This window comes from Streptomyces sp. NPDC001750 (assembly GCF_042892615.1).
In the GTDB taxonomy this organism is placed as follows: domain Bacteria; phylum Actinomycetota; class Actinomycetes; order Streptomycetales; family Streptomycetaceae; genus Streptomyces.
The window spans coordinates 1-23807 of the sequence record NZ_JBIAUE010000048.1; the positions used below are offsets into that span (position 1 = coordinate 1).

At 71.6% G+C, this 23807-nt stretch carries 17 protein-coding genes and 4 pseudogenes; 7 read left to right on the forward strand and 14 right to left on the reverse strand.

Annotated features, from left to right (window positions below):
• Positions 1–273 precede the first annotated feature (273 nt).
• A pseudogene (locus tag ACFYY6_RS36185) lies at positions 274–1750 on the forward strand (ISL3 family transposase).
• A gap of 102 nt (positions 1751–1852) precedes the next feature.
• Positions 1853–1924, forward strand: a pseudogene (locus ACFYY6_RS36190) (transcriptional regulator); the annotation flags it as partial.
• Between the two features lie 44 nt (positions 1925–1968).
• Here ACFYY6_RS36190 and ACFYY6_RS36195 read toward each other — a convergent pair.
• From ACFYY6_RS36195 to ACFYY6_RS36245, 11 genes are all read right to left on the reverse strand, one after another.
• On the reverse strand, positions 1969–3726 hold the full coding sequence (locus ACFYY6_RS36195) for an ABC transporter ATP-binding protein (RefSeq protein WP_388650460.1): 1758 nt from the start codon (positions 3724–3726) through the stop codon (positions 1969–1971).
• Positions 3723–5462 (reverse strand): ATP-binding cassette domain-containing protein, encoded by a 1740-nt coding sequence (locus ACFYY6_RS36200; RefSeq protein WP_351631845.1) that lies wholly within the window; start codon positions 5460–5462, stop codon positions 3723–3725. Before ACFYY6_RS36200 ends, ACFYY6_RS36195 begins: the two co-directional genes overlap by 4 nt.
• Positions 5459–6595, reverse strand: a complete 1137-nt coding sequence (locus ACFYY6_RS36205) for a SagB/ThcOx family dehydrogenase (protein WP_351631848.1) — start codon at positions 6593–6595, stop codon at positions 5459–5461. The genes ACFYY6_RS36200 and ACFYY6_RS36205 overlap by 4 nt, the downstream gene beginning before the upstream one ends.
• A gap of 200 nt (positions 6596–6795) precedes the next feature.
• The gene (locus ACFYY6_RS36210) at positions 6796–8175 is read right to left on the reverse strand and encodes a YcaO-like family protein (protein ID WP_351525471.1); all 1380 of its coding nucleotides are present in this window, start codon (positions 8173–8175) and stop codon (positions 6796–6798) included.
• Entirely contained in the window at positions 8172–9662 is a 1491-nt protein-coding gene (locus ACFYY6_RS36215) for a CocE/NonD family hydrolase (protein WP_351525470.1), read from the reverse strand. The genes ACFYY6_RS36210 and ACFYY6_RS36215 overlap by 4 nt, the downstream gene beginning before the upstream one ends.
• Positions 9659–10528 carry a hypothetical protein gene (locus ACFYY6_RS36220; RefSeq protein ID WP_351525476.1) on the reverse strand — a complete coding sequence of 290 codons (870 nt, stop codon included), beginning with the start codon at positions 10526–10528 and terminating at the stop codon, positions 9659–9661. The genes ACFYY6_RS36215 and ACFYY6_RS36220 overlap by 4 nt, the downstream gene beginning before the upstream one ends.
• 91 nt (positions 10529–10619) lie before the next feature.
• Complete coding sequence (amiA, locus tag ACFYY6_RS36225) at positions 10620–10733, reverse strand: streptamidine family RiPP (RefSeq protein ID WP_351523023.1); 114 nt, start codon at positions 10731–10733, stop codon at positions 10620–10622.
• Between the two features lie 58 nt (positions 10734–10791).
• Positions 10792–11619, reverse strand: coding sequence for an ABC transporter ATP-binding protein (locus ACFYY6_RS36230; protein WP_386608837.1), 828 nt, complete (start codon positions 11617–11619; stop codon positions 10792–10794).
• Between the two features lie 20 nt (positions 11620–11639).
• Complete coding sequence (locus ACFYY6_RS36235) at positions 11640–12647, reverse strand: FecCD family ABC transporter permease (RefSeq protein WP_388650457.1); 1008 nt, start codon at positions 12645–12647, stop codon at positions 11640–11642.
• On the reverse strand, positions 12644–13705 hold the full coding sequence (locus tag ACFYY6_RS36240; RefSeq protein WP_351631936.1) for an iron ABC transporter permease: 1062 nt from the start codon (positions 13703–13705) through the stop codon (positions 12644–12646). The genes ACFYY6_RS36235 and ACFYY6_RS36240 overlap by 4 nt, the downstream gene beginning before the upstream one ends.
• 104 nt (positions 13706–13809) lie before the next feature.
• The gene (locus tag ACFYY6_RS36245; RefSeq protein WP_351631863.1) at positions 13810–14787 is read right to left on the reverse strand and encodes an ABC transporter substrate-binding protein; all 978 of its coding nucleotides are present in this window, start codon (positions 14785–14787) and stop codon (positions 13810–13812) included.
• 84 nt (positions 14788–14871) lie between these two features.
• Here ACFYY6_RS36245 and ACFYY6_RS36250 point away from each other — a divergent pair, with 84 nt between their 5' ends.
• From ACFYY6_RS36250 to ACFYY6_RS36270, 5 genes and pseudogenes are all read left to right on the forward strand, one after another.
• Positions 14872–16071 (forward strand): YncE family protein, encoded by a 1200-nt coding sequence (locus ACFYY6_RS36250; protein WP_389197440.1) that lies wholly within the window; start codon positions 14872–14874, stop codon positions 16069–16071.
• Positions 16072–16487: 416 nt separating this feature from the next.
• Positions 16488–16955, forward strand: coding sequence for an NUDIX domain-containing protein (locus tag ACFYY6_RS36255; RefSeq protein ID WP_351523033.1), 468 nt, complete (start codon positions 16488–16490; stop codon positions 16953–16955).
• Positions 16956–16958: 3 nt separating this feature from the next.
• Positions 16959–18467, forward strand: coding sequence for a hypothetical protein (locus tag ACFYY6_RS36260; protein WP_389197442.1), 1509 nt, complete (start codon positions 16959–16961; stop codon positions 18465–18467).
• Positions 18377–19279 (forward strand): Dyp-type peroxidase, encoded by a 903-nt coding sequence (locus ACFYY6_RS36265; RefSeq protein WP_389197444.1) that lies wholly within the window; start codon positions 18377–18379, stop codon positions 19277–19279. The genes ACFYY6_RS36260 and ACFYY6_RS36265 overlap by 91 nt, the downstream gene beginning before the upstream one ends.
• Before the next feature lie 195 nt (positions 19280–19474).
• Positions 19475–19685, forward strand: a pseudogene (locus tag ACFYY6_RS36270) (transposase); the annotation flags it as partial.
• Between the two features lie 627 nt (positions 19686–20312).
• Here the strand turns inward: ACFYY6_RS36270 and ACFYY6_RS36275 are convergent.
• The 3 genes and pseudogenes from ACFYY6_RS36275 to ACFYY6_RS36285 all read right to left on the reverse strand — a co-directional run.
• Complete coding sequence (locus ACFYY6_RS36275) at positions 20313–21776, reverse strand: protein-arginine deiminase family protein (protein ID WP_389197446.1); 1464 nt, start codon at positions 21774–21776, stop codon at positions 20313–20315.
• Between the two features lie 932 nt (positions 21777–22708).
• The gene (locus ACFYY6_RS36280; protein WP_351523066.1) at positions 22709–23368 is read right to left on the reverse strand and encodes an NAD(P)H-dependent oxidoreductase; all 660 of its coding nucleotides are present in this window, start codon (positions 23366–23368) and stop codon (positions 22709–22711) included.
• Positions 23369–23488: 120 nt separating this feature from the next.
• Positions 23489–23714 (reverse strand): annotated as a pseudogene (locus tag ACFYY6_RS36285) (IS5/IS1182 family transposase); the annotation flags it as partial.
• Between the last annotated feature and the right edge of the window lie 93 nt (positions 23715–23807).

A 23807-nucleotide genomic window follows, 5' to 3' on the forward strand; every position in this document is an offset into this window, starting at 1 on the left:
CAGTACCGCCCGGACCTGGTCGACGGATGCCTCGCCAGCACCGACCTGATTATGGACGACTGACCGACATCACGAATTCAAGTTCAGTAGTGCCGAGCAGAGCCATGCTCTTTCCCCTCTGCGCACAACAGTTCTTCTCCGGGTGCACAGCAAGGCCGCGAGCTCTGTCCGGGGGACTGTCAAACGAGCGGGTCTGTTCCGTAGTCGGTGGTGACGGTGAGTGCTCGCCTGTGATCATTGAGCGTGCATGATGCGAACACGCTTGTGGGAACGGTGTTTTCGGGGTTGTCGGCGTTGGTCATCGAGGATGTGGCGGACGGTGGCGAGATAGTCCGGGTCACGGCTCGGACCCGGGATGTTCCCGTTCCCTGTCCGGTGTGCGGGGTGGTGACGGGAAGGGTCCACGGGTATCACGGCCGGACGGAGCGGGATGTGCCGGTCGACGGCCGACAGGTCGTGGTCCGGGTGAGGATACGCCGACTGGTCTGTCCGGTCCTGGGCTGCAGGCGGCAGACCTTCCGAGAGCAGGTCCCAGGGCTCCTGGAGCGCCATCAGCGCCGCACCACACGTCTGACCAGCCAGCTCTCCGAGCTGGTCAAGGAGTTATGCGGTCGGGCCTCCGCCCGACTCGCCCGGTCGCTGGCCATGCCCCTCTCGTACGCCACCGCCCTGCGGCTGCTGCGGCGCGTGCCCGTTCCTGCGGTGCGGATCCCGCGGGTCATCGGGGTCGACGACTTCGCCCTGCGGCGTCGGCACACCTACGCCACGATCATCATCAACGCCGAGACCGGCGAGCGGATCGAGGTGCTGCCCGGCCGCGACGCCGCCACTCTGGAAGCCTGGCTACGCGGGCATCCGGGCGTCGAGGCCGTGTGCCGGGACGGATCGGCCACCTACGCCGAGGCGGTCCGCCGAGCCCTGCCCGCCGCGGTCCAGATCAGCGACCGCTGGCATCTGTGGCACAACCTCGCCGAGGCCGTCCGCAAGGAGGTCGCCGCGCACAGCACCTGCTGGGCGAAAGCGGGCCCACCCCCGGCCGAGGGGAGACAGGCCGCCACCACCCGCGAGCGCTGGCAGCAGGTCCACGCCCTGCGCGAGCGCGGAGTCGGCCTGCTGGAGTGCGCACGGCGCCTGAACCTGGCTCTCAACACCGTCAAGCGCCATGACCGTGTTGCCGAGCCCGAGCGCCTCATCCGCGCCCCCAAGTACCGGCCCACCCTCGTGGATCCCTACCGCGATCACCTGCGCCAGCGCCGACTGGAGAATCCGGCCGTCCCCGTCACCCATCTCCTGCAGGAGATCAGGGAATTGGGCTCCACCGGCAGCTCGAACCTGCTGGTCCGCTACATCAACCAGGGCCGTGTCGAGGCCGACCGGCCCGCGCTCTCGCCCCGGCGCCTGGCCCGCTACCTCCTCACCCGCCCCGACCGCCTCAAGGACCACCAGCGGGAACGAATCGAGGCCGCCCGCACCGCCTGCCACGAAATGACCGCTCTGGCCGACCTCATCCACCGCTTCGCCGCGCTACTGGATCCCGCCGACGGCAATGCCGCCCTGCTGAGCACCTGGATCACCCCGGCCCAAGCCGAGGACCTGCCCCACCTGCATGCCTTCACCCGGGGCCTCGAGAAGGACCGCGCCGCAGTCGACGCCGCCCTCACCCTGCCGCACCAAGACCAAGCTGATCAAGCGCCAGATGTACGGCCGCGCGAGCTTCCCCCTCCTCCGCCACCGCATCCTCCTGGGCTGACCACACCCTCCGTCACCACCGACTACGGAACAGACCCGAACGTTTTACAGTCCCGCCCTTGGGTGGCACCGAGCCCGGTGAGGGCTGACGAGTTGGAGAACCGCCGAGCTCCTCGATCAGGCCCTCTACCACGTCGAGCACCTGCGGATCGGCGTACGCGACCTCCCCGCCGACCGCCGCCGCTGCCACCACCACCGAGTAAGCCCGCGGCCCGATCCTCAGGAGGCGATGCCGGGGAGGCTGCGGTTGAGTGCGCTGTCGGGGCAGCCTGTGAGCTCCTCCCAGGTGCCCTCCTCGGTGATGCGGCCAGCTTCGAGGACGGCGATCCGGTCGGCCCGGCGGATCGTGGCGCGGCGGTGGGCGATGACGACGGTCGTACGGCCTTCCTGGTGGAGTGCGGTGGCGAGTTGGGCGTCGCTCGCGTTGTCCAGATGGGCGGTGGACTCGTCCAGGATCAGGACTCTCGGCCGCGCCAGGAGGGCGCGGGCGAGGGCGATGCGGGCCCGCTGGCCCCCGGAGAGGGTGGAGCCGCGCTCACCGACCAAGGTGCTCATCGGGGCGATCCGGTCGACGCCGCACAGGCGGGCCGTCTCGGCGAGGAGGTCGTCGTCGGCTTCGGGGGCGGCGAGCCGCAGGTTCTCGGCGAGGGTGCCATGGAAGAGCGGTGCCTCCTGCCCCACCAGCGCGACGGCGCGGCGGAGTTCGGCGTCGCCCACCTCACGTAGGTCGATGGGGTCCCCGTCGGCGGGTACCAGCTGGATCTCACCCTCGGACGGGTCCCAGAAGCGGGCCAGGAGGTGGGCGCAGGTCGACTTGCCGACGCCCGAGGCGCCGACCAGAGCGAGCGCCTGCCCCGCGCGGACGGTCAGCTCGACGCCGTCGAGAACGGGACCGCCGCCGTAGTCGAACCTCACCTGGTGCAGCCGGACGCCCAGCGGGCCGGGAGGAAGCGAGCGGGGCGTGGCGGGCGACGGGGCGAGCGCGGGAGCTTTGACGGCCGCACCGACACGGGAGGCGGCGGCGCGCAGGGACACGGCCTGGCTCAGGGACCGGGCCGACTCCGCGACGGGGCCGAGAACGGCTAGCGCCAGCGCCATCGCCGTCGGCGCCCACGCGCCGTGCAGCCGCCCCGAGGCCATGGACTGTGCCGCCGCGGCCACCACTCCGAGGGCCGCCCCCACGATGAGGAGATCGCGGACCGCGGCGGCGAGGGCTTCCCAGGTGGCTTCGGCACGCTGGGCGTCGCCCAACTCTCTTCCGCGCTCGGCCAGTCGGCGTCGGCGGGCGGAAAGGGTGCCGAAGGCGAGCAGCTCTCGCAGTCCGTCGACGATCTCCACGGTGTCGGCGGAGAGTGTGGCGACAGCCGTACGGGTACGGGAGCCGCGTACCGATCGTCCGCGTGCGTCGGCGAAGGGGGCCGCTACGAGCAGGGCCGCGACCGGCAAGACGGCCGCGAGCAGCCACGGCTCCAGCATGGCAAGGACCGTCGCGCCGCCGGCGAAGACCGTCCCCGACGCCAGGAGCTGGGCGGTGGTGTGGGCGTAGAAGAACTCCAGTGCCTCCACATCTGCCATGGCGGTGGCGGCGAGGTCGCCACTGCGCCGGCCGGCGACCCGAGCGGGCGCGCTGCGGGCGAGCCCGTCGAAGACGCGTACACGCAGGGCGGCGAGGACCCGGTAGGCCAGGTCGTGCGAGAGGTCCATCTCGCGCCAGGTCGTCAGGGCCCGGACCAGGACCAGGGCGACGAGTGTGGTGACGGTGGCGGACGATGGGGCCTTCGTCTCGATGACGGCTGTACCCACGGTGTGGGCGGCCAGCGTGACCAGCGCGACGAGTGAGCCCTGTTCGAGAAGTGCGGCGGTGCAGGTGCGGATCGTCATGGTGCGGTGCCCGGCGAGCGCCGGGAGCAGGGCGCGCAACGAGCCCTGCTGGGGAACGCCCGTCTCGGCAGTAGCGGTGTCGATGGCGTGGCTCATGCGGCGAGTTCTCCTCGGTGGGTACGGCCTGCCTCGACGAGTCGCGCGTAGACGCCCCCGGCCTCGACGAGACCGGCGTGGTCGCCGCTGGCGTCAACCCGCCCCGCGTCGAGGACGACGATGTGGTCGGCGTGCCGGACGGCGGCGAGCCGGTGGGCTATGACGAGGACGGTGCGCTCGCCGGCGGCGTTCAGCAGTTCGCGGACGATGTCCGCCTCGCGGCGTTCGTCGACCGAACTCGTCGCCTCGTCGAGGACGAGCACCGACGCGTCCGCGAGGAGGGCCCGGGTGAGCGCCAGCCGCTGTCGCTGTCCGCCGGAGAGAGTGGCGCCGCGTTCGCCGAGGACGGTGGCGTAGCCGGCGGGGAGGGCGGCGATCTCGTCGTGAACGCCGGCGCTGCGCGCCGCCGCCGTCAGGTCGTCGTCCGTGGCGTCCGGCCGGGCCATGCGCAGGTTGTCGGCGATGGTGGCGTGGAAGAGGTACGTGTCCTGCGACACCACGGCGACGCCCTGCCGCAGCGCGGCGAGGGAGTACTGGGTGGTGCGGTGCCCGTCGAGTGCGATCCGGCCTTCGTCCGGGTCGTGGTGGCGCAGGAGCAGGGCGAGCAGGGTGGACTTGCCGGCGCCGGACGGGCCGACGATCGCGGTGGTGCATCCCGCCGGTGCGGTGAAGGAAACGCCATGGAGGGCGGGGGCCGACGCGCCGTCATAGGTGAACCGAACGTTTTCGAAGCGGAGTTCCGGGGGTGCCAGCCAGTCCACGGGAGCCGTTCCGGTGTCGCGGACAGCGGGTTCGACGGTGCGCAGCGTCGCGATCCCGTCCGCGGCCGACACGCCGAGGTATCCGGCGTGCCACTCGCGAGCGAGGTCGCGGACCGGCCGGAAGCATTCGGAGGCAAGGAGCAGCACCAGGTAGGTGCCGGTCGCCGTGGTGGATCCGCTGACGGCCGACCAGCATGCGAGGAGCGCGGCGGCGGCGGTGCCGCCCTGGATGGCGAGGTCGGTGATGCCGGTGTCGACCAGGGAGACGCGGAGCTTGGCGACGGTCGCCCGGTGCAGCGCCGCCGAGCGCTTCTCCAGGCGTTCGCGGGTGCGGCCTACCGCGCCGGCGGCACGCAGGGCGGGCATTCCCTGCAAGGCTTCCAGGTAGTCGGCGCCCAGCTCTTCGTACGTGTCCCAGTGCTCCCTACCGCGGGCGGCGAGGAGGCGGTCCCAGGCTCGGGGGCCGAACAGGGTCAGGAGCAGGGCGGGTACGAGACCGAGCAGCGCCGTCGGTTCCACCGCGGCCAGGGCGGCGAGCACCAGGGGCGGCACGGTCAGGGTGATCAGGAGCTGGGGCAGGTAGCGGGAGACGTAGGCGTCGACGCCCTCCACGCCGTCGACGAGGGTGGTGCGGACGGCTCCGGCGCGCGCGGTCGTCAGGTGCGCGGGTCCCAACCTCCCCAGGTGGGCCAGGAGTTCGTCCCGCAGTGCGACCCTGACCACGGCCCCGGCGCGGGTGGCGGTCCGCCGCTGCCACGTGCCGAGCCCGGCGCGGGTGGCGACGACGGCGAGCACCCCGATGAGCAGCCATGGGAGTCGTCCCGTGTGGCCGCGGGCCAGGTCGGCGAGCGCGAGGGCCAGCAGAGCTGCCTGCGCCAGGTGGGTGAGGGTGACGGCACCTTGCAGGGCGGTGGCGGTGAGCAGGGGGCGCCGTGCGCGTCGGGCGGCGCGGCGCAGCTCGGGGTGGACGATCACGGGGTGTTCTCCTCTTCGGCGTGGAGGGTGCCGAGGGCCAGTCCGTGGACGATCCAGTCCTGGCCGGGTGTGGCACCCAGTGCGGCGCCGAGGTCCGCCTGCTGCCAGGACCCCACGGGCCGGGCGGTCAGGCCGTGGCGGCGGGCAGTGACGTGGGCGAGGTGGACGGCGAATCCGGCCCGCAGGTGGGTACGGCGGATGTGAGGTGTGTCGGCGTCCGCGGGGCAGCCGTGGGCGAGCAGGACGGCGCCCGCGTCCGCGATCCACGTCTGGCCCGCCGCCCAGGCCGCGAGCGTCGGACGGGCCTCGCCCGCGGCGTACCGTCGCAGGGCCGTGCCGTCGGGGGCCAGTTCCATCAGGCCGGGCCGTGGGGGGCCGACGGCGGCGCACCACCGCAGGTCACTGCCGCCCGCGTGCGCGGCGTTGGTGAGGACCGCCCGCAGGGCGTACGCGTCCGGGGTGCCCGGCAGCGGCGGCGGGGTGCTGCGGCGGGCCAGCAGTTCCTCGGGCGTGTGCGCGCTCGCCGACGGCTGGGAGTGCAGGGGGCCGTCGAGCCGGTATACCGATGCGTCGGTCCGGTGCACCAAACCAGACGGGGGGAGGTGTACGACGGCGAGGGGGCGCTCAGCGCCTCCGTCCAGACGGAGTTCGGGCTCCCCCGCGCCCAGCGCCCGGGCCGCGAGGAAGAGCGCGGCGGCGGCGTGCCCGGTGTCGAGGAGCAGCAGCGGCCAGGCGCGGTGACCGTAGTGGGAGGCCGTACGCCGTGCGGTGACGGAGAGTTCGGCGGTCATGCCCGGCGGCGTGCCTTCGGGCTGCCGGCCGAGGCGGTGGACACGGTGGCGCAGCGGGTCGTAGCCGTAGCGACCGGGCGGCAGGGAGCAGCTGGCGCCGACGACGAGCTCGGTGTCCACCGGGTGCAGCGCACCGGCGGAGGGTGCCGGGCGCAGCCGCCCCGAGCCGTCCGAGGCAGCAAGGGAGAGGCGCAACAGGGCCTGCAGATCGAGTTCTGCCGGGCGGGCTTCCGGGATCGGCAGAGGCCACCCCGGCCAGGCCGGGACAGCCGGCCCCGCGGGTGTGTCGGGGTCGGGGCGCCGCGTGGAGCGGGCGTGCCCGAGAGCGGCCGCGAGGTCCACCGGACGGTCCTCCCCTAGGTGATCCGTGTCCCCCGGACGGCCGTCACCGAGGCGCTTCATGTCCGCCGGACGGCCCTCCCGGAGGTGTTTCATGTCCGCCGGACGACCGTCAACGAGGTGTCCCGTGCGTTCCGGGCAGTCCTCGGACCGGTGTTCTCCGTCCCCCGGGCGGTCCTGGTCGAGATGTTCCACGGCGGTCCTCACATGTGGGGCGGAGGCGCCAGCGTGAAGTCCTCGGGTGCGCCCGGCGCGGTCGTTCGCCAGCCCCGTCGCACGGCTGCACCGGCGAGCCGCGGGCAGCCGAAGTAGCCGAAGGCGGCAGGGGCGTTCGGGAGGAGCCCGGAGACGAGGACCCGGGCCACCCGCAGGGACGTTTCAGCCACGTCCTCGGTGGTCAGGTCGAACGTCATGACACGGTGGCCGCCTGCGTGCAGCGCGTTCTCCAGCCGCTCGCGGCTGCCGGGCTCGACCGCGTCGACGCGCACGGTCCCGTGGGCGGGTTCGGTGAACCGCCGCGCTTCGCCCGCCATCCGCTCGTCCAACCAGACCTGCACGTGCGCACCCAGGTCCCGCACGTGCTCGAACCGTTCGCCGCACGCGTCGAGATACCGGCCGTCGGTACGGTGCTCCAGGTAGAGGCCGCGGGCGAGCAGTCCGGCCTCGACGGCCTGGAAGACCCAGCCGTCGGATGCGGTCAGCCCCTGCGTGAAGACCCAGGTGTGGACGGCTTCGAGTACCGCCTTGCGGGCTGCCTCGGCCGGGTCGTACTTGCAGGCGAAACCGGCCGCGTACAGGCCGAGAGCCGGGTCGTGGACGAGCGCGGCCATGCACGGGGCGAACTCCGAGGGCATCTCGACGAGGTGGACGTCGAGCCCGGATGCGGCCAGGTCGTCCATGAGGCCGGGCACGCTGGCCGGGTCGATGGCGCGGGTGGGTCCGTCGAGGTGCCACCACAGTTCCAGGGCGTCGCGCTCGACGATCTCCAGCAGGCCGCGTTCTACGGCGTCGTCGAGGCCCTGCCCGGTGGCAATGCCGGCGTAGTTGAGGTGGTGGGTGCGGGGCAGCTCGCGCAGGTCGCCCTGACGCCAGTTGAGGTGGGTGAGGGCGACAGGTGCCCAGACCTCTGTCGTGCGTCCGTCGGGCAGCCGCTCGGTGCCGCGCGTCCACAGGGACGGGGTGTCGGCGGCGAGGGGGCGGTAGGGGAACTTCTCCCGGTTGTACTGCCACGGCGCGTAGGCGGGCAGGTCGTCGGGGCCATACAGCCGCAGGCCCTTCTCGGCGAGTTCGGCGGCGGTTGCACGCAGAGGGGCGTCGCGGTGGCCGGGCGGGGGCACACGGTTGCCGCAGTACCGCTCTATGCCCTCGGCTATCGCGGCGACACGGGCTTGCTCGGGGTCGCCGAAGGTGGTGCCGAGGGAGACCCGGTCGGCGGGCCACAGACCGAGTCTGCGGGCGTCGGATATCTCGGCGGTGAACGCGGTGTAGCGGGGCGGGGCGCCCGCGGGGTGTTCGACGGGCTTGACCTCGCGGACGATGCCGCAGACGGGGTCGACGAGTGCTTCCAGCGGCAGCGCCGTCATCGCAGGATCTCCTTGGCGGGATCGGTGGGGGTGGGGCGGGAGGGGAGGACGTGCAGGGTCAGCGTCACGCTCGCCGGGTCGACTTCTCGCCGGGAGGCGAGCAGCTGGTCGGCCGCGACCGGGTCGTCTCCGGTGTGGGGGTTACGGGCGTGGGCCGGGAAATGGTGTCCGGCGATCTCGAGCCGCAGCCACGTGCCGGCCCGCAGCCGACGCGCGAGCCGACCGAGCTCGACGGTGAACTCACGGTCCGCCGCTTCCTCGCGCCGCAGGACGCCGACGGCGAGTTGCTCGGCGATCCCTTCCGGTGTGAGGGCGACGAGGCGGGCGGCCCAGTCGGCGGACGGGGTGTGCGCGGTGGCCCGCAGCCGCATCCCCACGGGTCCGACGGCGTCGAGCGGACGCGGGAGCGGCGCGGTGGCCAGCAGGCAACGGTCGGGGACTCCCCCGGTGGGCACGGTCAGGTTGTCGGAGCGGACGGGGCGGCTGGGGTCGGCGGTGAAGCGGGAGCCGCGCAGCAGCCGCAGTCGCTGCGTGCGCGGTACGCCTTCGGTGCCTGCGGGCAGCCACAGGTCTCCACCGCCCAGCGCCTGCGCGCCATGGCGGCCGGAGGCGAGGTCGCCGGTCAGGGCGCGGCGGGCCCAACTCGCGTACAGCTCGCCGAGGACCACACGGTGGGCGGGGCCGGCGTCGGGTCCGGGAGCGGACACGAGACCGTGCCCCCAGGGGCCGAGGAGCAGGCGGGCCGAGGGTCCGCCCCAGGTACGCCACAGGGCGACGGTCTCCTCGGTGAAGTGGTCGTGGTGGCCCCCGACCGCGAGCAGGGGCACGTCGGCGTTCGCCGCCCGGGATGCGAGTCGGCCGCGCTCACGTTGCCGCCACAGTCCCGCCCAGGACGGCAGGCTTCGACCCAGCCGGTCGGGGAGGCCGGTGAGGGGCAGATGGGTGAGCAGACCGGGGTCCGCGGCGAGGGCCTTCTCCAGCGCACCCTCGTCGGAGTCGTGCCGGTCGCCGTGGGCGGCCCACCATCCGGCACGGGCCAGCAGCCGTTCCACGCCGGAGGGTTCGCGCGCGGTCTCGGCTGCGCCCAGCGCGGGCACGGCGGCGATGACGGCGTCGGGCCGGACTCCCGCCTCACCGGGCTCACCGGGCGCTTCGAGGGCAAGGACGAGAGCGCAGTGGGCGGCATAGGAGGCGCCGACGGCGACGTACCGGCCGTCGCTCCACGGCTGTCGCCGGATCCATCGGGCCGTCACCGCCCCGTCAGTGGCCTCGTTCTCGTACGGGCGCCACTCCCCCGGCGAGGCGAACCGGCCCCGGACGTCCTGGACGACGGCGGCGAAGCCGCGACGGGCCCAGCCGCGCGCTTCGGCCAGGTGCCGGCTGCGGTCGTACGGAGTTCGGATGAGGACGGCGGGAAAGGGGCCGGCGCCGTCGGGGAGGCGCACGTCCGTGGCGAGACCTCCGACAGCCGCGTGGAAGGACGTCATCCGTCCTTCTTCGGCATCGGCGCGACCGGCATCGATGCGACATCCGGCACCGGCAGGACGGGGTGCTCGGTGACGGTCAGCGTGCGCAGGTCCACATGTCGGAGTCGGCGCCGTGCCGGGAAACCGGCCGTGTCGGGGCTCCCGGTGGCCCACCGGGCGAGATCGTCGGCCAGCAGAGCCGCGAGCAGCGCGGCGACGGGAACGGTGAGCCGGACCGGTGCGCCCGACGTACGAGGCCCACTCCAGTAGGCGGACAGTTCGCGGTGGGCGGGGGTGGCGGCGATCCGGCGGGCTCGTACGTGGGCCGCGGTGACGTCTCCGGAGGAGGCAGCGAGGGGCTCGACGTACGCCTGCCAGCTCTCGCGGTGGCAGCGCAGCCAGGCGACCCCGTGCTCGGGGAGCCGGTCGGCAGCCTCCCACAGCCCGTCGGGTACGGGTCCGTCGAGGCACCACACGACGGCGGCGGGGTTTCCGTCGAGCAGGTCCTCGATAGCCGGCGGCGACGCGTCGAGTGTGGTCACGGGGGGTGTCGTGCGGGGCTCGGCGCCCAGGGCGGCCAGGTGCGCGGCCAGCGGCCGGGTCAGTGCCTGGTCGCCGAGGAGCCGGACGTCCCGGCGGCCGACGGGCCACTGCGGAAGCTGCGGCTCGTCCGCCAGGTATCCGGCCTCCTCGAAGGCCCGGACCACACGGTGCAGTTCCTCGTCCAGCGGGGCAACGTCGGTGCCAGAGAGCAGGGAGAGCAACGCGCTCTCGTCCGCTTCCCGTGTCCTGACGCTGAGGAACTCTCCTTCGGTGGTGCGGACGGCGAGACCCCGCCCGGGCACGGCGACGACTTCGACACCGGGGACGAGCCGGCTGCGGGACACGACGATCTCCTGACGACAGAGGCTGGGATGGGCGTGGGCCCGCCCGTAAGGCAACAGGCGGGCCCACGGTCGAGGGGTATGAGGCCCTCGCTTACTCCTCGGTGTCCTCGAAGGGGTTCTCGACGAGGGCGTTGGAGTGGGTGGCCGAGGCGTGGGCCAGCTGACCCGGGTCGGCGATCGGGGCGAAGATCTGCTCGCTGTCCATGAACTCTCCTTGTTCGTAAGGGAGATGCGGCGTTCGGATGAGCGCCACAACTCGAACACTAATGGAACTGATTTTCATTTTCTAGATCAAGGAGAGGGTGATCTGGGTAACACACGGGCCAGCCGCCCTCAGGGTCCCGGCCCACCCGGCCGGCGACCTTCAGTACGTCCGCGAGCAGCCCCGGCGTGACGACCTCCTTCGGCGCCCCGTCGGCCACCACGCGGCCTTCGCGCAGGGCGATGACGCGTTCGGCGAACCGGGCGGCGTGGGCCAGGTCGTGCAGCACCATCACCACGGTGAGCCCGCGCTCCTCGCGCAGGCGGACCACCGTCTGCAGCACGTCGAGCTGGTGGTGCAGGTCCAGATAGGTGGTCGGCTCGTCGAGCAGCAGAACGCGGGTGTCCTGGGCGAGCGCCATCGCCAGCCGCACCCGCTGCCGCTCGCCCCCGGACAGCGCGTCGACGTCCCGGTCGGCCCACTCCTCCACACCGACGTCGCACAGTGCCCGGTGCACGACCGGATCATCACCCTCGCGCAGCATGCCCAGCGGTCCCCGCGCCGCGTACCGGCCCTGCCGCACCAGGTGACGGACCGTCATCCCTGGTACGGCGGGCGCCGACTGGTGCAGCAGTGCGACTCTCGCGGCCGTGGCCCGCCGGGAGAGCCCGGCGAGGTCGTCCCCGCCGAGCAGCACGCACCCCCGGTGCGGCCGCAGCAGCCCGGCGGCCAGCCGTAGCAGGGTCGACTTGCCGCAGCCGTTGAGGCCGATGAGCGCTGTCAGTTCGCCCGGCCGTACGGTCATGTCGACGCCCCGCAGCACGGGTCGCGCGGGGTAGCCGAAGTGAACCCCCTCGACGTGTATTCCCATGGGCTCGCTCGTGTTCATGCTCAGTCCTCCGTCGACTTTCAGAACGCACTGCTCGGCGCGCGGCGCACGACGACCAGCAGCAGGGCGGCGCCCAGGCAGGCGGTGAGCGCCCCGACCGGAAGCGTGAGCCGTCCGGCGTCCAGCGCCTCGGCCAGCAGCCGCGAGGACAGCTGCGCCGCGGCGTCCGCGCCGCACACGACGACCGCGCCCAGCAGGGCGGCGCCGGGAAGGCTCACCCTCAGGTCCGCGCTGAAAACGGCGACGGCCAGATGCGGGACGAGCAGTCCCACGAAGCCCAGCGCTCCGACGGCGGCCACCGCACCGGCCGTCAACGCCACCGCGCACAACAGGGCGAGGCTGCGGGCCCGCCGGGCGGAGAGCCCGGCGGCAAGGGCGATGTCGTCGCCGCAGCGCAGCAGGGTCAGCGGCCCGGCAAGCAGCCAAGCCGCAGCCCCCCAGACCAGCCCCCATGGCCACAGCAGGTGCCAGTGTTCCCACACCCGGCCCTCCATGGTGCCCACCAGCCACTGCACGACGCTGCCGAGTTCTCCCGGCTCCACGAGCAGCACCATGGCGGTGAGTCCGCCGAGCACCGCCGACACCAGCACTCCGTGCACGGCGGTCTGCGCGGGGTCGCCGCCCGCGCGGCCGACGAGCAGCCAGAGCAGCAGCGCTCCGGCGCATCCGCCCGCGCACGCGGCGAGCACCACGGCCAGCGGCGAGTCCCACCCCGCAAGACCCAGGGCCGTGGCGGTGACGGCCCCGAGGACCGCCCCTGGTGTCACGCCTGTCACTTCGGGGCCGGCGAGGGGGTTGCGCAGTGCGGACTGCAGGATCAGCCCGGCCACGGCGAGGGACGCGCCCGCCCCCAGGGACACCAGCATTCTGGGCATCCGTAGCTGCAAGAGAATGTGACGTTCCGTCGCGTCACCGCCGCCACCCAGCACGTCCCAGACCGCGCCCGGGGACATGCCGCGTCCGGCCACGAGTTCCACCCCGGCGCACACGACGGCCAGCGCCGCGAGGGCCGCGAAACGCCGGTTCACCGAGCGTCCTCCGTTCCAGTCTTCTCTACGGGGAGCAGGGAGGCGCCGCGGGCCTCGGGCACGCCGTGAGGCACCGGCCCGCGCACCGAACCGGCCGCCCCGCGCCCGCCGGTCTGGCCACGGCGGCGACCCGATCGCATCAGAATGACCCCGGCCGGGACTCCCAGCAGGGCCGTCCAGGCACCGACCGGGGTCTCCACGGGTGCCAGCGCCAGCCGGGCGGGGACATCAGCAACCGTCACGACGACCGCACCCCACGCGGCGGACCACGGGAGCCAACGCACCGCTCCCGATACAGGGTTGAACCGACGAGCCAGATGCGGGGCGAGGAATCCCACCCACGCGACGGGCCCGCACACGGCCGTGACGGGCGCGATCAGCACGACGGCAATGGCCAGCGCGGCCAGCCGGGCCCGCTGGGCGCGCACGCCCAGCGCCTCGGCATCCTCGTCGCCCAGTCGCATCACCGACAGCACCGGCGCGCAGAGCACGAGGGCGGGGGCCGCGACGAGCAGCCACGGCCACAGTCCAGTGACGTCGTCCCAGGTCCGGACGGAGAGGGACCCCAACAGGTATCGGTAGATGAGCTGGAGGTCGAGCTGGTCCGCCATGACCATCAGGACGAGGAGCGCGGCCTGCAATGCGGCCGCGACCGCGGCGCCGGTCAGCAGCACCGCGGACGGGCTGCGCCCGAGTCCGGCGGCGAGCAGGGTCAGCCCGCCGCCGAGTGCGGCCCCGCCGAGGGCGAGGACGGGCTGGACCGCGGCAGGCAGTGACAGGGCCAGCACCAGTGGCGCGGCCACGCCCAGCGCCGCCCCGGAGGAGACACCGAGCATTTCCGGTACCGCCAGGGGGTTGCGGAGCGCCTCCTGGAGCACGAGCCCCGCCGCGCCCAGACAGGCTCCGGCGATCAGCGCCAGCACCAGTCGTGGGACGCGGAGTTCGGTGACGACGATCCCGTCGAGCGTGGCGTCCCCGTCCAGCACCGCGCCGACGAGCCGGTGCGGTGGGACGTAGGGGGTGCCGAGGCACAGCGCGCAGACCGACGCGACGATCAGCACCCCGATCACCAGGAGGGGTTGCCACTTCCGTCCACGGAGCGGAAGCCGCCGGGCCCCGCCCGCCGGACCATCTACCGCGGTGGGTGCCGAGGAGGGCGCCCTCACCGCAGCGCGGCCATGGCCTCGTCGAGGACGATGCCCATAGAACGGGTACCGCGCCCCTTGGCCCACACCTCTGAGTTCGCCTCGTGAACGTCGCCGTTCTTCACGGCCGGGATCTTGCTCCAGAGGGGGTTCTTCGCCAGCTTCTCCGACAGCTTGCCGTCCGCGTCTCCGAAGCTCATGGTCTCGACGAAGAGTACGTCGACGCCCTGAGTGAGGATCTCCTCAAGGCTATAACTGCCTTCCACACCACGGGACTTCCACGGGTACTGGGCGATCTTGGGAAACAGGCTCGCGGTCACGTCACGTTCCGGAGTCGCGACGCCGAAGTTCTCGTCACTGCCGTAGATGATGAGTGCGGTCTTGTCGCTCGGGGCCTTCTCGGCCTTGGCGAGCTTGGCCCGGAAGGTCCTCTCGGCCTTCTCCCCCTCGGCGGTGCAGCCGGTGAGGGATGCGGCGTCGCGCAGGTAGCCCACACTGTCCTCCCACGTCTCGGGCTGCATGGCCCAGAACGTGGTGGCGCCCTTCAGCCCGGGGGCGAGCTTGCCGTGGGTGTCCGCCAGGCCGATCACGAGGTCCGGCTTGTGGGAGAGGATCGCCTCCACCTCCGGGGCGATGAATCCGCCGGGGACGACGTCGACCTTCTTGGCCTTGTCCTCCCCGAGGAAGCCGGGGTGGCCGAGCAGTGCGCTATTGGTGGCCGTCGGGACGATGCCGAGTTCGGTCAGGATGTCGTCGCAGAGCGCGAACAGGCAGACGATCCGCTCCGGTTGCTTCTCCAGGGAGATCTTGACGCCGTTCACGTCGGTCAACTCGGTCGCCGCCTTGATGGGTTCGACGGTGACCTCGGACTTCGCGGTGGGCCCGGCCTGGCCGCTTGCGGGCTCGTCGGGGGTCGAGCCGCAGCCGACCAGGACGGAACCCACCACCGCTGCGGTGAGCCAACTACGGACGAATCTGGACGGTGCGCGCAGCATCGCTGCCCTCGCTTCTCCTCAGGAACCTGGAACGCACCGAACATACATGATAATCGTTTTCACTAGACAGCTCCTGGAGGACCCATGAACGCCACCTCTTCCGCGCTCCTCGTCTCCGACCACGTGGACGGATCCGTGTACGTACTGACCGTGCCGGACGGCACCGTCACAGGACGCCTCACCGGGCGTCATCTCTCCGAGCACGCCGGGTTCTTGGCGCTGCCGGGAGGGCGGGTGGCCTGCGTGGACGACCGCCGGGGGGAACTGCTGGTGCTCGACCCGTTCGGCGACGAGCTCGTAGAACTCGCAGTCCCGGTCGCTGTGCCGGCCGAGCACCTGGCCTGCGATCCGACCGGTCGCCGACTGGCCGTCACGACCGGCCTGGGCGAGAACACCGAGCCGTGGTCGGACCTCATGACGGTCGTCGACCTGGCCACTGGAGAGGCCGCGCGGGTACGCACGCGCGTAGGCGAACCAGGCGTGACGGTGCTGGGCGATGGCGATCCGCTCGTCACACTGCGCCACAGGGAACCCGGCGCGCTGGCCATCCACCGGTTCGCGGATCTCCTCGCAGCCCCGCCCGGCTGTCCCGTGGTCACGCCTCACGCACTCCTGCCCCTGCCGGACGACGGGCACGGAGACGCACAGGACCCCGAGTCCGGGCAGGTGTTCGCTGCCACGAGCGAGGGAGTGCACTCGTTCCGAAGGAAGGAGGACACGCTCGTGGCCGAATCGTTGATCCCATGGGAATCGCCCGCCCGCGGCTGGTACCTCCGTCTCGATACCCGCCAACGGGCACTGTGGACCACATTGCGCGGTGGTGCTCCGGACGCACTGCGGTGGCCGGACTGGACCAACCAGGCGTGGCGCCACGACTTGGAGACGGGCCACACACTCCTCACGGAACTCGGCCCCGGCCTCGTCTTCCGGCTGGCTCTCGCCCGGAACCACACCGCCTTCACCCGCATCCACCCCGACGGCGACGAACTGGTGCTTCTGGACGCCGACGACACCCTTCGCCGCGTCCCCCTCCCCGCCATGGACAAGGCGCCGCGGCGCGGCGGTACTCCCTGGGAGGGCGTGGAACGCCGAGCGGTGGCCGCCACACCAGGCTCCGGCTGGGTGGCCGTCACCCGCGGCGGTCACGGCGGAGTGCATCTGGTCGATGCGGAGACGGGACACGAGGCGACCCGCCTGCGATTGAGCACTCCGCTACACCACGGCGGCCACGTGATGCTGCTCAGCCGGAACGACGGCGCTGACGGCGATCCCGTGGGCCGTTGACGGGTCACGGACCGAAAGCCCGTACGCCGGGGGAACGCGGTCGGTCGGCGAGCCCGAACGTCAATGGCCGACCGCGGACCGGCAGTCTCCGCACACCCCGCCGAGCTCGATGGTGACTCTGCCGGGGATCTTGGAGATTCCCAGCGCGGCAGCATGGTCAACGGGCATGCTCGGGCTGTCCCAGTGGCCGATGAGTCGTCGAGGTGCCCGTTGTCCCTCCGCCCCCGTTCCGGTGAGCAAGGCCCAGCGTAGCCAGCCGTGTTCAGCAGCGCTGCGGCATTGCTGCAGCACGTCTACGTCACACCCCGTCACCGACCTGCACCATGCTGAGTTCACCGAGCCGGGGAGGTGCCGACCGCGACCAGGCGGCCCTCCGCCCGTTCTCTCCGGTACCACCACCTGAAGGAGCAATCGGCATGACCGACATCGTCAAGCGCAACGCCCGAGCCATCCTCCTCGACGGCGACGAGCTGATCCTGATCAAGCGCACCAAGCCCGGGAGGGAGCCGTACTGTGTGTCGGTCGGCGGAGGGGTCGAGGAAGACGACGCGACCATCGAGGCGGCCCTGCACCGGGAGGTGTTCGAGGAGCTGGGCGGCAAGCTGGAGCGCACCGAACTGGTCCACCTGATCACCGACGAACTGGAGAGCGGCGTCGGCATCCAGCACATCTTCGCCGCGCGCCTGGAGTCGATGGACCTGGCCGCGCGTACGGGGACGGAGTTCTCCAAGCCGGAGCGGGGCGGGTACGAGGTGGTCCGGGTGCCGTTCATCGCCGAGGCCGTCCGCGAGCTGAACCTGATGCCACCAGAGCTCGCCGACTTCATCGCCGCGAACACGGACGCGATCGTCTCCGTCCTCGACACCCCGATCCGCGAGGCGTGAGCAATGGCACAGGTCCCGGACTTCGTCAGCCTCAACGGCCCTGACAACGTGGGCAAGACGACCCACCTGGTGCGGCTGACCGGGCGCTGGGACGGCTTCCAGCCGCTGGGGTCGGGCCACGAGCACGACCCCGAGCCGTGGGCGCGGGTGGCGGCCGGCGACTACGCCCGGTGGTGGTTCGAGACGTCCACGACCGTCGAGCTGACTGAGATGCTGCTCGTCGGCCACGCCAAGCGGGCCGCCGCCCGCGAGGCCGGGTGTACGGGCCTGCTCGACCGAGGCCTGCCCATGCTCCTCGCCGTGGCCACCGCGACCTGCGTGGTCAAGGACGGGCTGACGGTCGGCGAGGCGTTCAAGACCATTACGGGCATCGCCGGTTCGCGAGCCACCGCACCGAACCCTGCCGAGGCGGGCAGGAGCCCCGCCGAGCTCGACAACCGGTTCTCCACGATGACCGAGGTCCGGCGGGTGGCCTGGCCCGCCTACGAGGACCCGAAGTGGTCCGACCCGCTGCGATTCCAACAGGGCATCGCGGGATCGTCCTGGCCATGCAGCCGATCGACACCTCCAGGCCGCATCCGTTCACCGAAGCCGGCAACAGCGCGTTCAACATGTTCCTCTGTATGCCCCCCGAAGGTGAGCGGGCCGGCGACGTCCTGCTCGCCGACTCCACAATCTTCAGCTCCTTGTTCGGCGGCGATGAGAGCCTGCGCAATTTCTGGCGGAACCTCGTCACCAAGTAGAGACGCGGGCCATCGCGGCGAGGAGGCGATTTCCGTGAGCGGAAGGCAAGTGGCACTCGAGCTCGACGACATTCAGCGCGGAGTGCTCGCTCCCCGGCCGACCCCGTACGCAGCGACCTATCTGGTGTTCCACATCGGTGACCGGACGCACGGGAGGGAGCTGATGCGGCGCGCGAGCGCGGTGGTGACCTCGGCCGCCGACTCGGTCAGCCCCTCGGGGGAGACGTGGGTAAGCGTCGCGCTCACCTCCCACGGGCTGGAGGTCCTGGGTGTGCCCAGCACCTCGCTGGAAACGTTCGCGTGGGAGTTCCGGCAGGGGATGGCCGCCCGCGCCAGAGCGCTGGGCGATGACGGCGAGAGCAGCCCCGAGCACTGGGAGGCACCACTGGGCACCCCGGATGTCCATGTGGTGCTCACCGCGGTCGCACCCGACCCCGAGCGGCTGGAGGCGGCCATCGACCGGGCCCGCCCCGCCTACGAACAGCTCACCGGGGTGACCGCGATCTGGCGGCAGGAATGCTACGCGCTGCCCACTGAGACCGAACACTTCGGCTACCGCGACGGTGTAAGCCACCCGGTCGTCGAAGGCAGTGGCATCGCAGGGTCGAACCGGCTGGAGACGCCGTTGAAGGCGGGCGAGTTCGTGCTCGGCTACCGGACGAGATCGGCGGCATCCAGATGCCGCAGCCGGAGACGCTGGGACGCAACGGCAGCTACGCGGCCTTCCGTAAACTCCACCAGGACGTCGCCGCGTTCCGCCGCTACCTGAGTCAGGCCGCCACCAGCCCTGAGGACGAAGAGCTGCTGGCCGCCAAGATGATGGGCCGCTGGCGCAGCGGAGCTCCGCTGGCGCTGAGCCCGCAGCACGACGACCCCGCTCTCGGTGCGGACCCCGGCCGACGCAACACCTTCCTGTACGCGCGGGAGGATCCGGCGGGATTCGTCACCCCTGCCGGTTGTCACATCCGCCGAGCCAATCCCCGTGACGCCTCGGTGGCGGGCGAGGTGCGGCTGCACCGCATGATCAGACGCGGCGCCGTCTACGGTTCGCCACTGCCCGATGGGGATCTGGAGAACGACGGGGTGGACCGGGGGCTGATGTTCGCGTTCATCGGGGCCCACCTGGGGCGGCAGTTCGAGTTCGTCCAGTCCCAGTGGATGAACGACAGTGTGTTCTTCGGCGCGGGCGATGCCAAAGACCCCGTCGCCGGGTCTCACGACGGCAGCGGCGGCTTCACCGTTCCCCGGCGGCCGGTGCGCCGGCGCCTGCCCCCGCTGCCGCGGTTCGTCGTCACCCGCGGCGGCGAGTACTGCTTCCTGCCTGGCCTGCGCGCCCTGCGCTGGCTCGGCGATCTGCGGGACCACCGGGCCGCCGGTACGCCGCACCACCATGGGAGGCATCGCCGCCGTACGCAACGCCCGGCCCGCCCTGGCCGCGATCGGCATCGCCTTCTCCGGCCAGCCCGCCATCCTCGGCGCACTCGCCGCGGGCTGCTCAGCGGCCTGGCAGCAGCCCTCCCGATCGCCGCGGTACTCAACAGCCGCAGAAACCGCCCCCCAACAACCAGACGGGCACGCTGACCAGGACACCGCCTCCCGTCGGCTGCACCCGCGCGATACACCGCCGATGGCCCTTGCCGGGCCGGACGTCCTTCGCCAGTCGGTCGACGCAGTCCACGAGCCGGATGCCGGTCGTGGTGACCCCGACCAGCCCGTGCTCGCCCGGTACGCCGCGCCTGGCGCTCTGTGCGTCGATCGGTTCCAAGGTCTGGCGTCATTGTCGTCGCCGCGTCTCACCCGCCTCGCGCCGAACAGCGCTTCAACGCCGGGCGTCCTTGGCGGGCTCACCGCGAGGTGGTGAACGGGGTTTCTGTGGCGGCTGCGCACGGGCGCCCCATGGCGTGATCTGCCCGAACGGTACGGCCCGTGGCAGACCGTCTACCGTCGCTTCACCCAATGGGAGAAGGACGGGACCTGCGTCGCACTCGCAGCAGGTTGCGGATCCTCCGGGAGGAATGGGCCTTGTCGGCCACGACCCGGTCGGGCCTGGTCCTCGGCCGGCCGGTCAGGGCTCGTGAGGGTGACGACGATGACGACGGTCGTGAGGAGCACCACGGCGTCACGCTGGCCGACGGCAGGTCCCTCGGAGGTCGTGGCGGGCACGATCCTGCGCGGCGGCTAGTGCCGCATCAGGCAACGTTCGCCCCGTCGCGACGCCCGGCACGCCCTCTCGCCGCACCGGCCGAAATCCCAAGTACATCCAGTACGAGGGCTTCCGGCCGGCACACCGAGAGCACGTACCGGACGCGCTCCTTGACGGGCAAACGTTGCCTGCCGCGGCACTAGTGAGATGCCGCCGCGCATCCCCGCCCACGCCAGGGGCAGGCGCTGGAGTCCGGTGATACGCCTGTCGCGCTGCCGGGGGCGCCGGTCCAGGACCCTTACGAGGTAGGGGACCGAGCAGAACCACGCGATCCTTGTCCCGGTCACGGCGGCGCTGACCGCAACTGCGGCGAGCGTCGCCTGGACCACGGAGCCCTCCATCCGGACCTGTCTCACGTCGGTCAGGTCCGCTACGGGGGTCGTACGACTGGGCTTGGAAGGTAGGACAAGCTCAGCGGTCGCGCCACCAGCGGGCCCCGGGGCCGAAGACGCCCCGGAGGGTGTTGGTGGCGCAGTGGATCTCCCCCTCGCCGACATGCACACCGATGAGGTCGTCCACGTAGCTCACCCGATAGCCGGTGCGGCGGAAGGCCGCGGTGATTGCCTCGGAGAAGACGTCCTTGCCGTCCACGACCGGGCCGTACGGCTTCGGGGCGACGTATCGGCCGTCGTTGAGCACGAGCCCGTTGGCGGTGCCGGGAATCTCGGCGACAGCTTCCCGCATCGCCTCGAGCTGCTTCTGCTTGGCGTCCTTGGCCGGGCCGTCCTCCATGCCGCGGATCTCTGTATCCAGCATTCCGTAGTCGAGCGACCGGGCCGTGAAGAGGGCCGGGACGCGGATGATCTCGGCGTCGGTCAGACCGGCTTTCGCCCTGAGCACGGCGAGGTTGGTGTCGATCCGTTCGGCGGCCCGCTCGTTGGTGCCGGTGAACTGGGTGTCGGCGAGGAAGGCGTCGACGGTGCGCTGGTCGATGCGCAGGTCGTACGGCCACTCCAGCTTGGGCAGGCCACCGTGCAGGAGTTCGCCGCCGTGGCCCTTCTTCTGGACATCGCGCAGGAGGGCGAGACCGGCACGCGGGTCCGCGACCACGGCCCGCCAGCCGAGCCGGCTGCCGGGTACCGGAAGGAACTGCACGAACTCGTCGACGTGACCGATGGTCAGCCACGAGGTGTCCAGAGAAATCGGGTCCTGCATGCCCTGGGCGCGCAGGAAGGCGAGCATCTCCGGGGCGGGACCGGTCTTCCCCGGGGCCAGGCCGTCCCCGCCGATCACGACGCGGCCGTGCGGGTTGCCGGGGCTCGGCGGCACCGTTTCCAGGTTGCCCATCGAGTCGTAACTGCTGTTCTCGTTCACGTCGGGGGCGTGGGTGATGTGGACGGCGGCCACGTCGTGTCCGGCCAACTCGGTGAAGGCGGTGCGGGCGGCGACGCGGCGGTCGTCGTTGGCCGAGGTGATGAGGACCCGCATACCGTGCGGGCGGCCGTCCGGACCGGGGATCGCGACGTAGCCCGGCTCGAAGATGTCCTGGGCCCAGGTGTCGCCCTTGGTGTCGAGGGCGCGCGAGGGAGACGTCACCCCGCCGTCGGGCAGTGCGGCGTCCAGCTCCCTGACGAAGGTCTCAGTATAGGTGTCGTCCTCGTCGGTCGCGGCTCGCAGCACCTCCTGAACCGGGGCGGTGTTGAGCTGGGTGAGCACCGGGGCCTGACGCATCCCCAGGTGTGCCGACGCGCTGGCGCCGTCCGCGGTGACGGTGAGCGTGACGCTGGTGCGGCCGTCCCAGTCCGCGGCGTCCCTGATCACGTCGAGGCCCTCGACCCCGAGTTCCACGCCCCGCCGCAGCTCCTGCGCGGTCAGACGGGTCTGCGGGCCGGCCGCCTCCCAGCCGAGCGGCGCCGAGCCGCCGGGCCGGTGCACGAAGAGCCGGATCCGACGGCTTCCTTGCAGGGGCCGCTTTGAGTGACGGTCGAGTGTCTCGGGACAGCTTCGGAAGTCGCCCGAAAATCGGCCGTCGACACAGTGGTTGGGCTGAAAGTCCGGGCCGTGGAAGAGGTCGTGCTCCGGTCGGAAGAACTGTTGGTCCCGGCAATCGCGGACACATCGCGGTGCTGTCGGTGAGCGTGAACATCGAGATAGTGCGTGTTGAAGCGCAGCGCACGACAGCCGGTGCCGCCTGTCTGGGGTTTGTGGGGTCTGATCGACCCGGATCCACAGCTCCTGCCTGCGGTTTCCCGCCGGCTCGCCGAGCGTCGGCCGACGTGTCGTGCTCCAGTTACGGGTTTGGCGGTTCCGGTGCCGCAACACCGCGTGGGCGTCTTCCGCTCGCTCACCCGCTGCAACACCCGCCGACAGCACTCGGCCAACGGACGGCAAGCCCCAATCGTCTACGAGCAGCAGTGAACCGCTCCGTATCGGGTGGAGACTCGATTCCGTGAAAGGATTGAGTCATGGCACGTCCAGCGCTCCCCATGGCCTCCTGGCGGTGCACATCGGGGGCGCACCAGTGCGGTGCCTGGGTTCGTATCGGGCGCGGCAGGCAGAGAACGGCGCATCGTTCGCCACAGCAACGCGGTGGAGTGCCGCATCCATATCAGGGTGCGCATTGCGACGCTCATCCGCACCGCCGACGCGGTTTTGGCGAGGGCGGGGCTGGTGGGACTGCTCAGCGAGAAAACAGCGTAGCCGGGCCGCTTGGAGCCGCTTGCGCTACTCGCGGAGCTCCTTCTTCTTCTGCGCCTTCGCCTTCGGCACCGGCTCCTGTCAGCAGTTCGCCGGACTACTCCGAGTGCGCCTGGACACCCCGGCCCCGCGGAATATCAGCTGCCCAGGCACCAGCCCCTCGGCCGGGCTCATTCCTCGGCCCGTTGGGTGATGGGCGCCTCGGTACGGTCGCCCAGGAATTCGTACCACCGGCGCTCCAGACAGACGTAACGCATGTCGGCTTCGACCAGGCTGAGGAAACCGGCCACAGTTTCGGACAGACGTTGCTGCAGACCCGGGTCGATCAGCGTTCCGTCCTCCGCGAAGGCCTGGTAGCTGTTGGCAAGGCTGAACATGTCCGGGTAGACGCGGGTACCGAGGTGCTCCAGGGGGACCCTCAACGCCCACAGCCCTCGGTTGCCGCCGACCAGGGACGGCGAGGCGGAGACAAGCATCGCGTGCTTGGTCTTGAACGGCTGTGGCCGCACACGCGAGACCCAGTCGATCGCGTTCTTCAGCAGGCCCGGCACGGAGGCGTTGTACTCGGGGGAGGAAATGACGAAGGCGTCGGCCTGTTCGATCCGGTCGCGCAGCAAAAGAGCGCCGTCCGGCAGCCCTTCCGCGGCCTCCGCGTCACCGTCGTACAAAGGCATGCCGAAATCGTGCATGGCAGCGTGGTCGACGCTGGCGCCGGTGTCGGAAATCAGCCGGGCCACGAGCGACGCGAGGCGGGCGTTGGATGAATCGGCCCGCAGTGCGGCGCCGAAGACAAGCACCCGCAGCGGGCCTGGCTGGGTCTCCGTCGGCATGTGGTACGTCCTTTCGTCGCAGGGGCCCGTGCTTGGCCCGGGCACCACGCGGACTATTGGTTCCATGCTGAGGCCTTCACTATCCAGGGGCCGGAAGAGCTCGCCCGAAGGAAGGAGGAGCTTCAGCCGGTTGATAAGTCGCTCGACGGTCTCGCGATCACGGTAAAGACCGGCGTCGAAAGTGACGGGACGACCGCCGGCTGCCCTTCCTCTTGAGGTTGGCCACCTGGTCCTTCTTCTCCGGGATAACCGCCTTGGTGCGGTGTCTATGCAGGTGGACGCGATTGGCACGGGACGAGTACGCCTTGCCCGCGGCGACCCAGACGGCCCCGGACCGTCGCGGAGGTCCTGTCGCCCCCGGACGACCTCCCCCTCTTCTGCGGCATGTCGGCCGGGTTCGAAGATGTCACAGCGGGCGACGCCCGCATAGGCCGGGCGC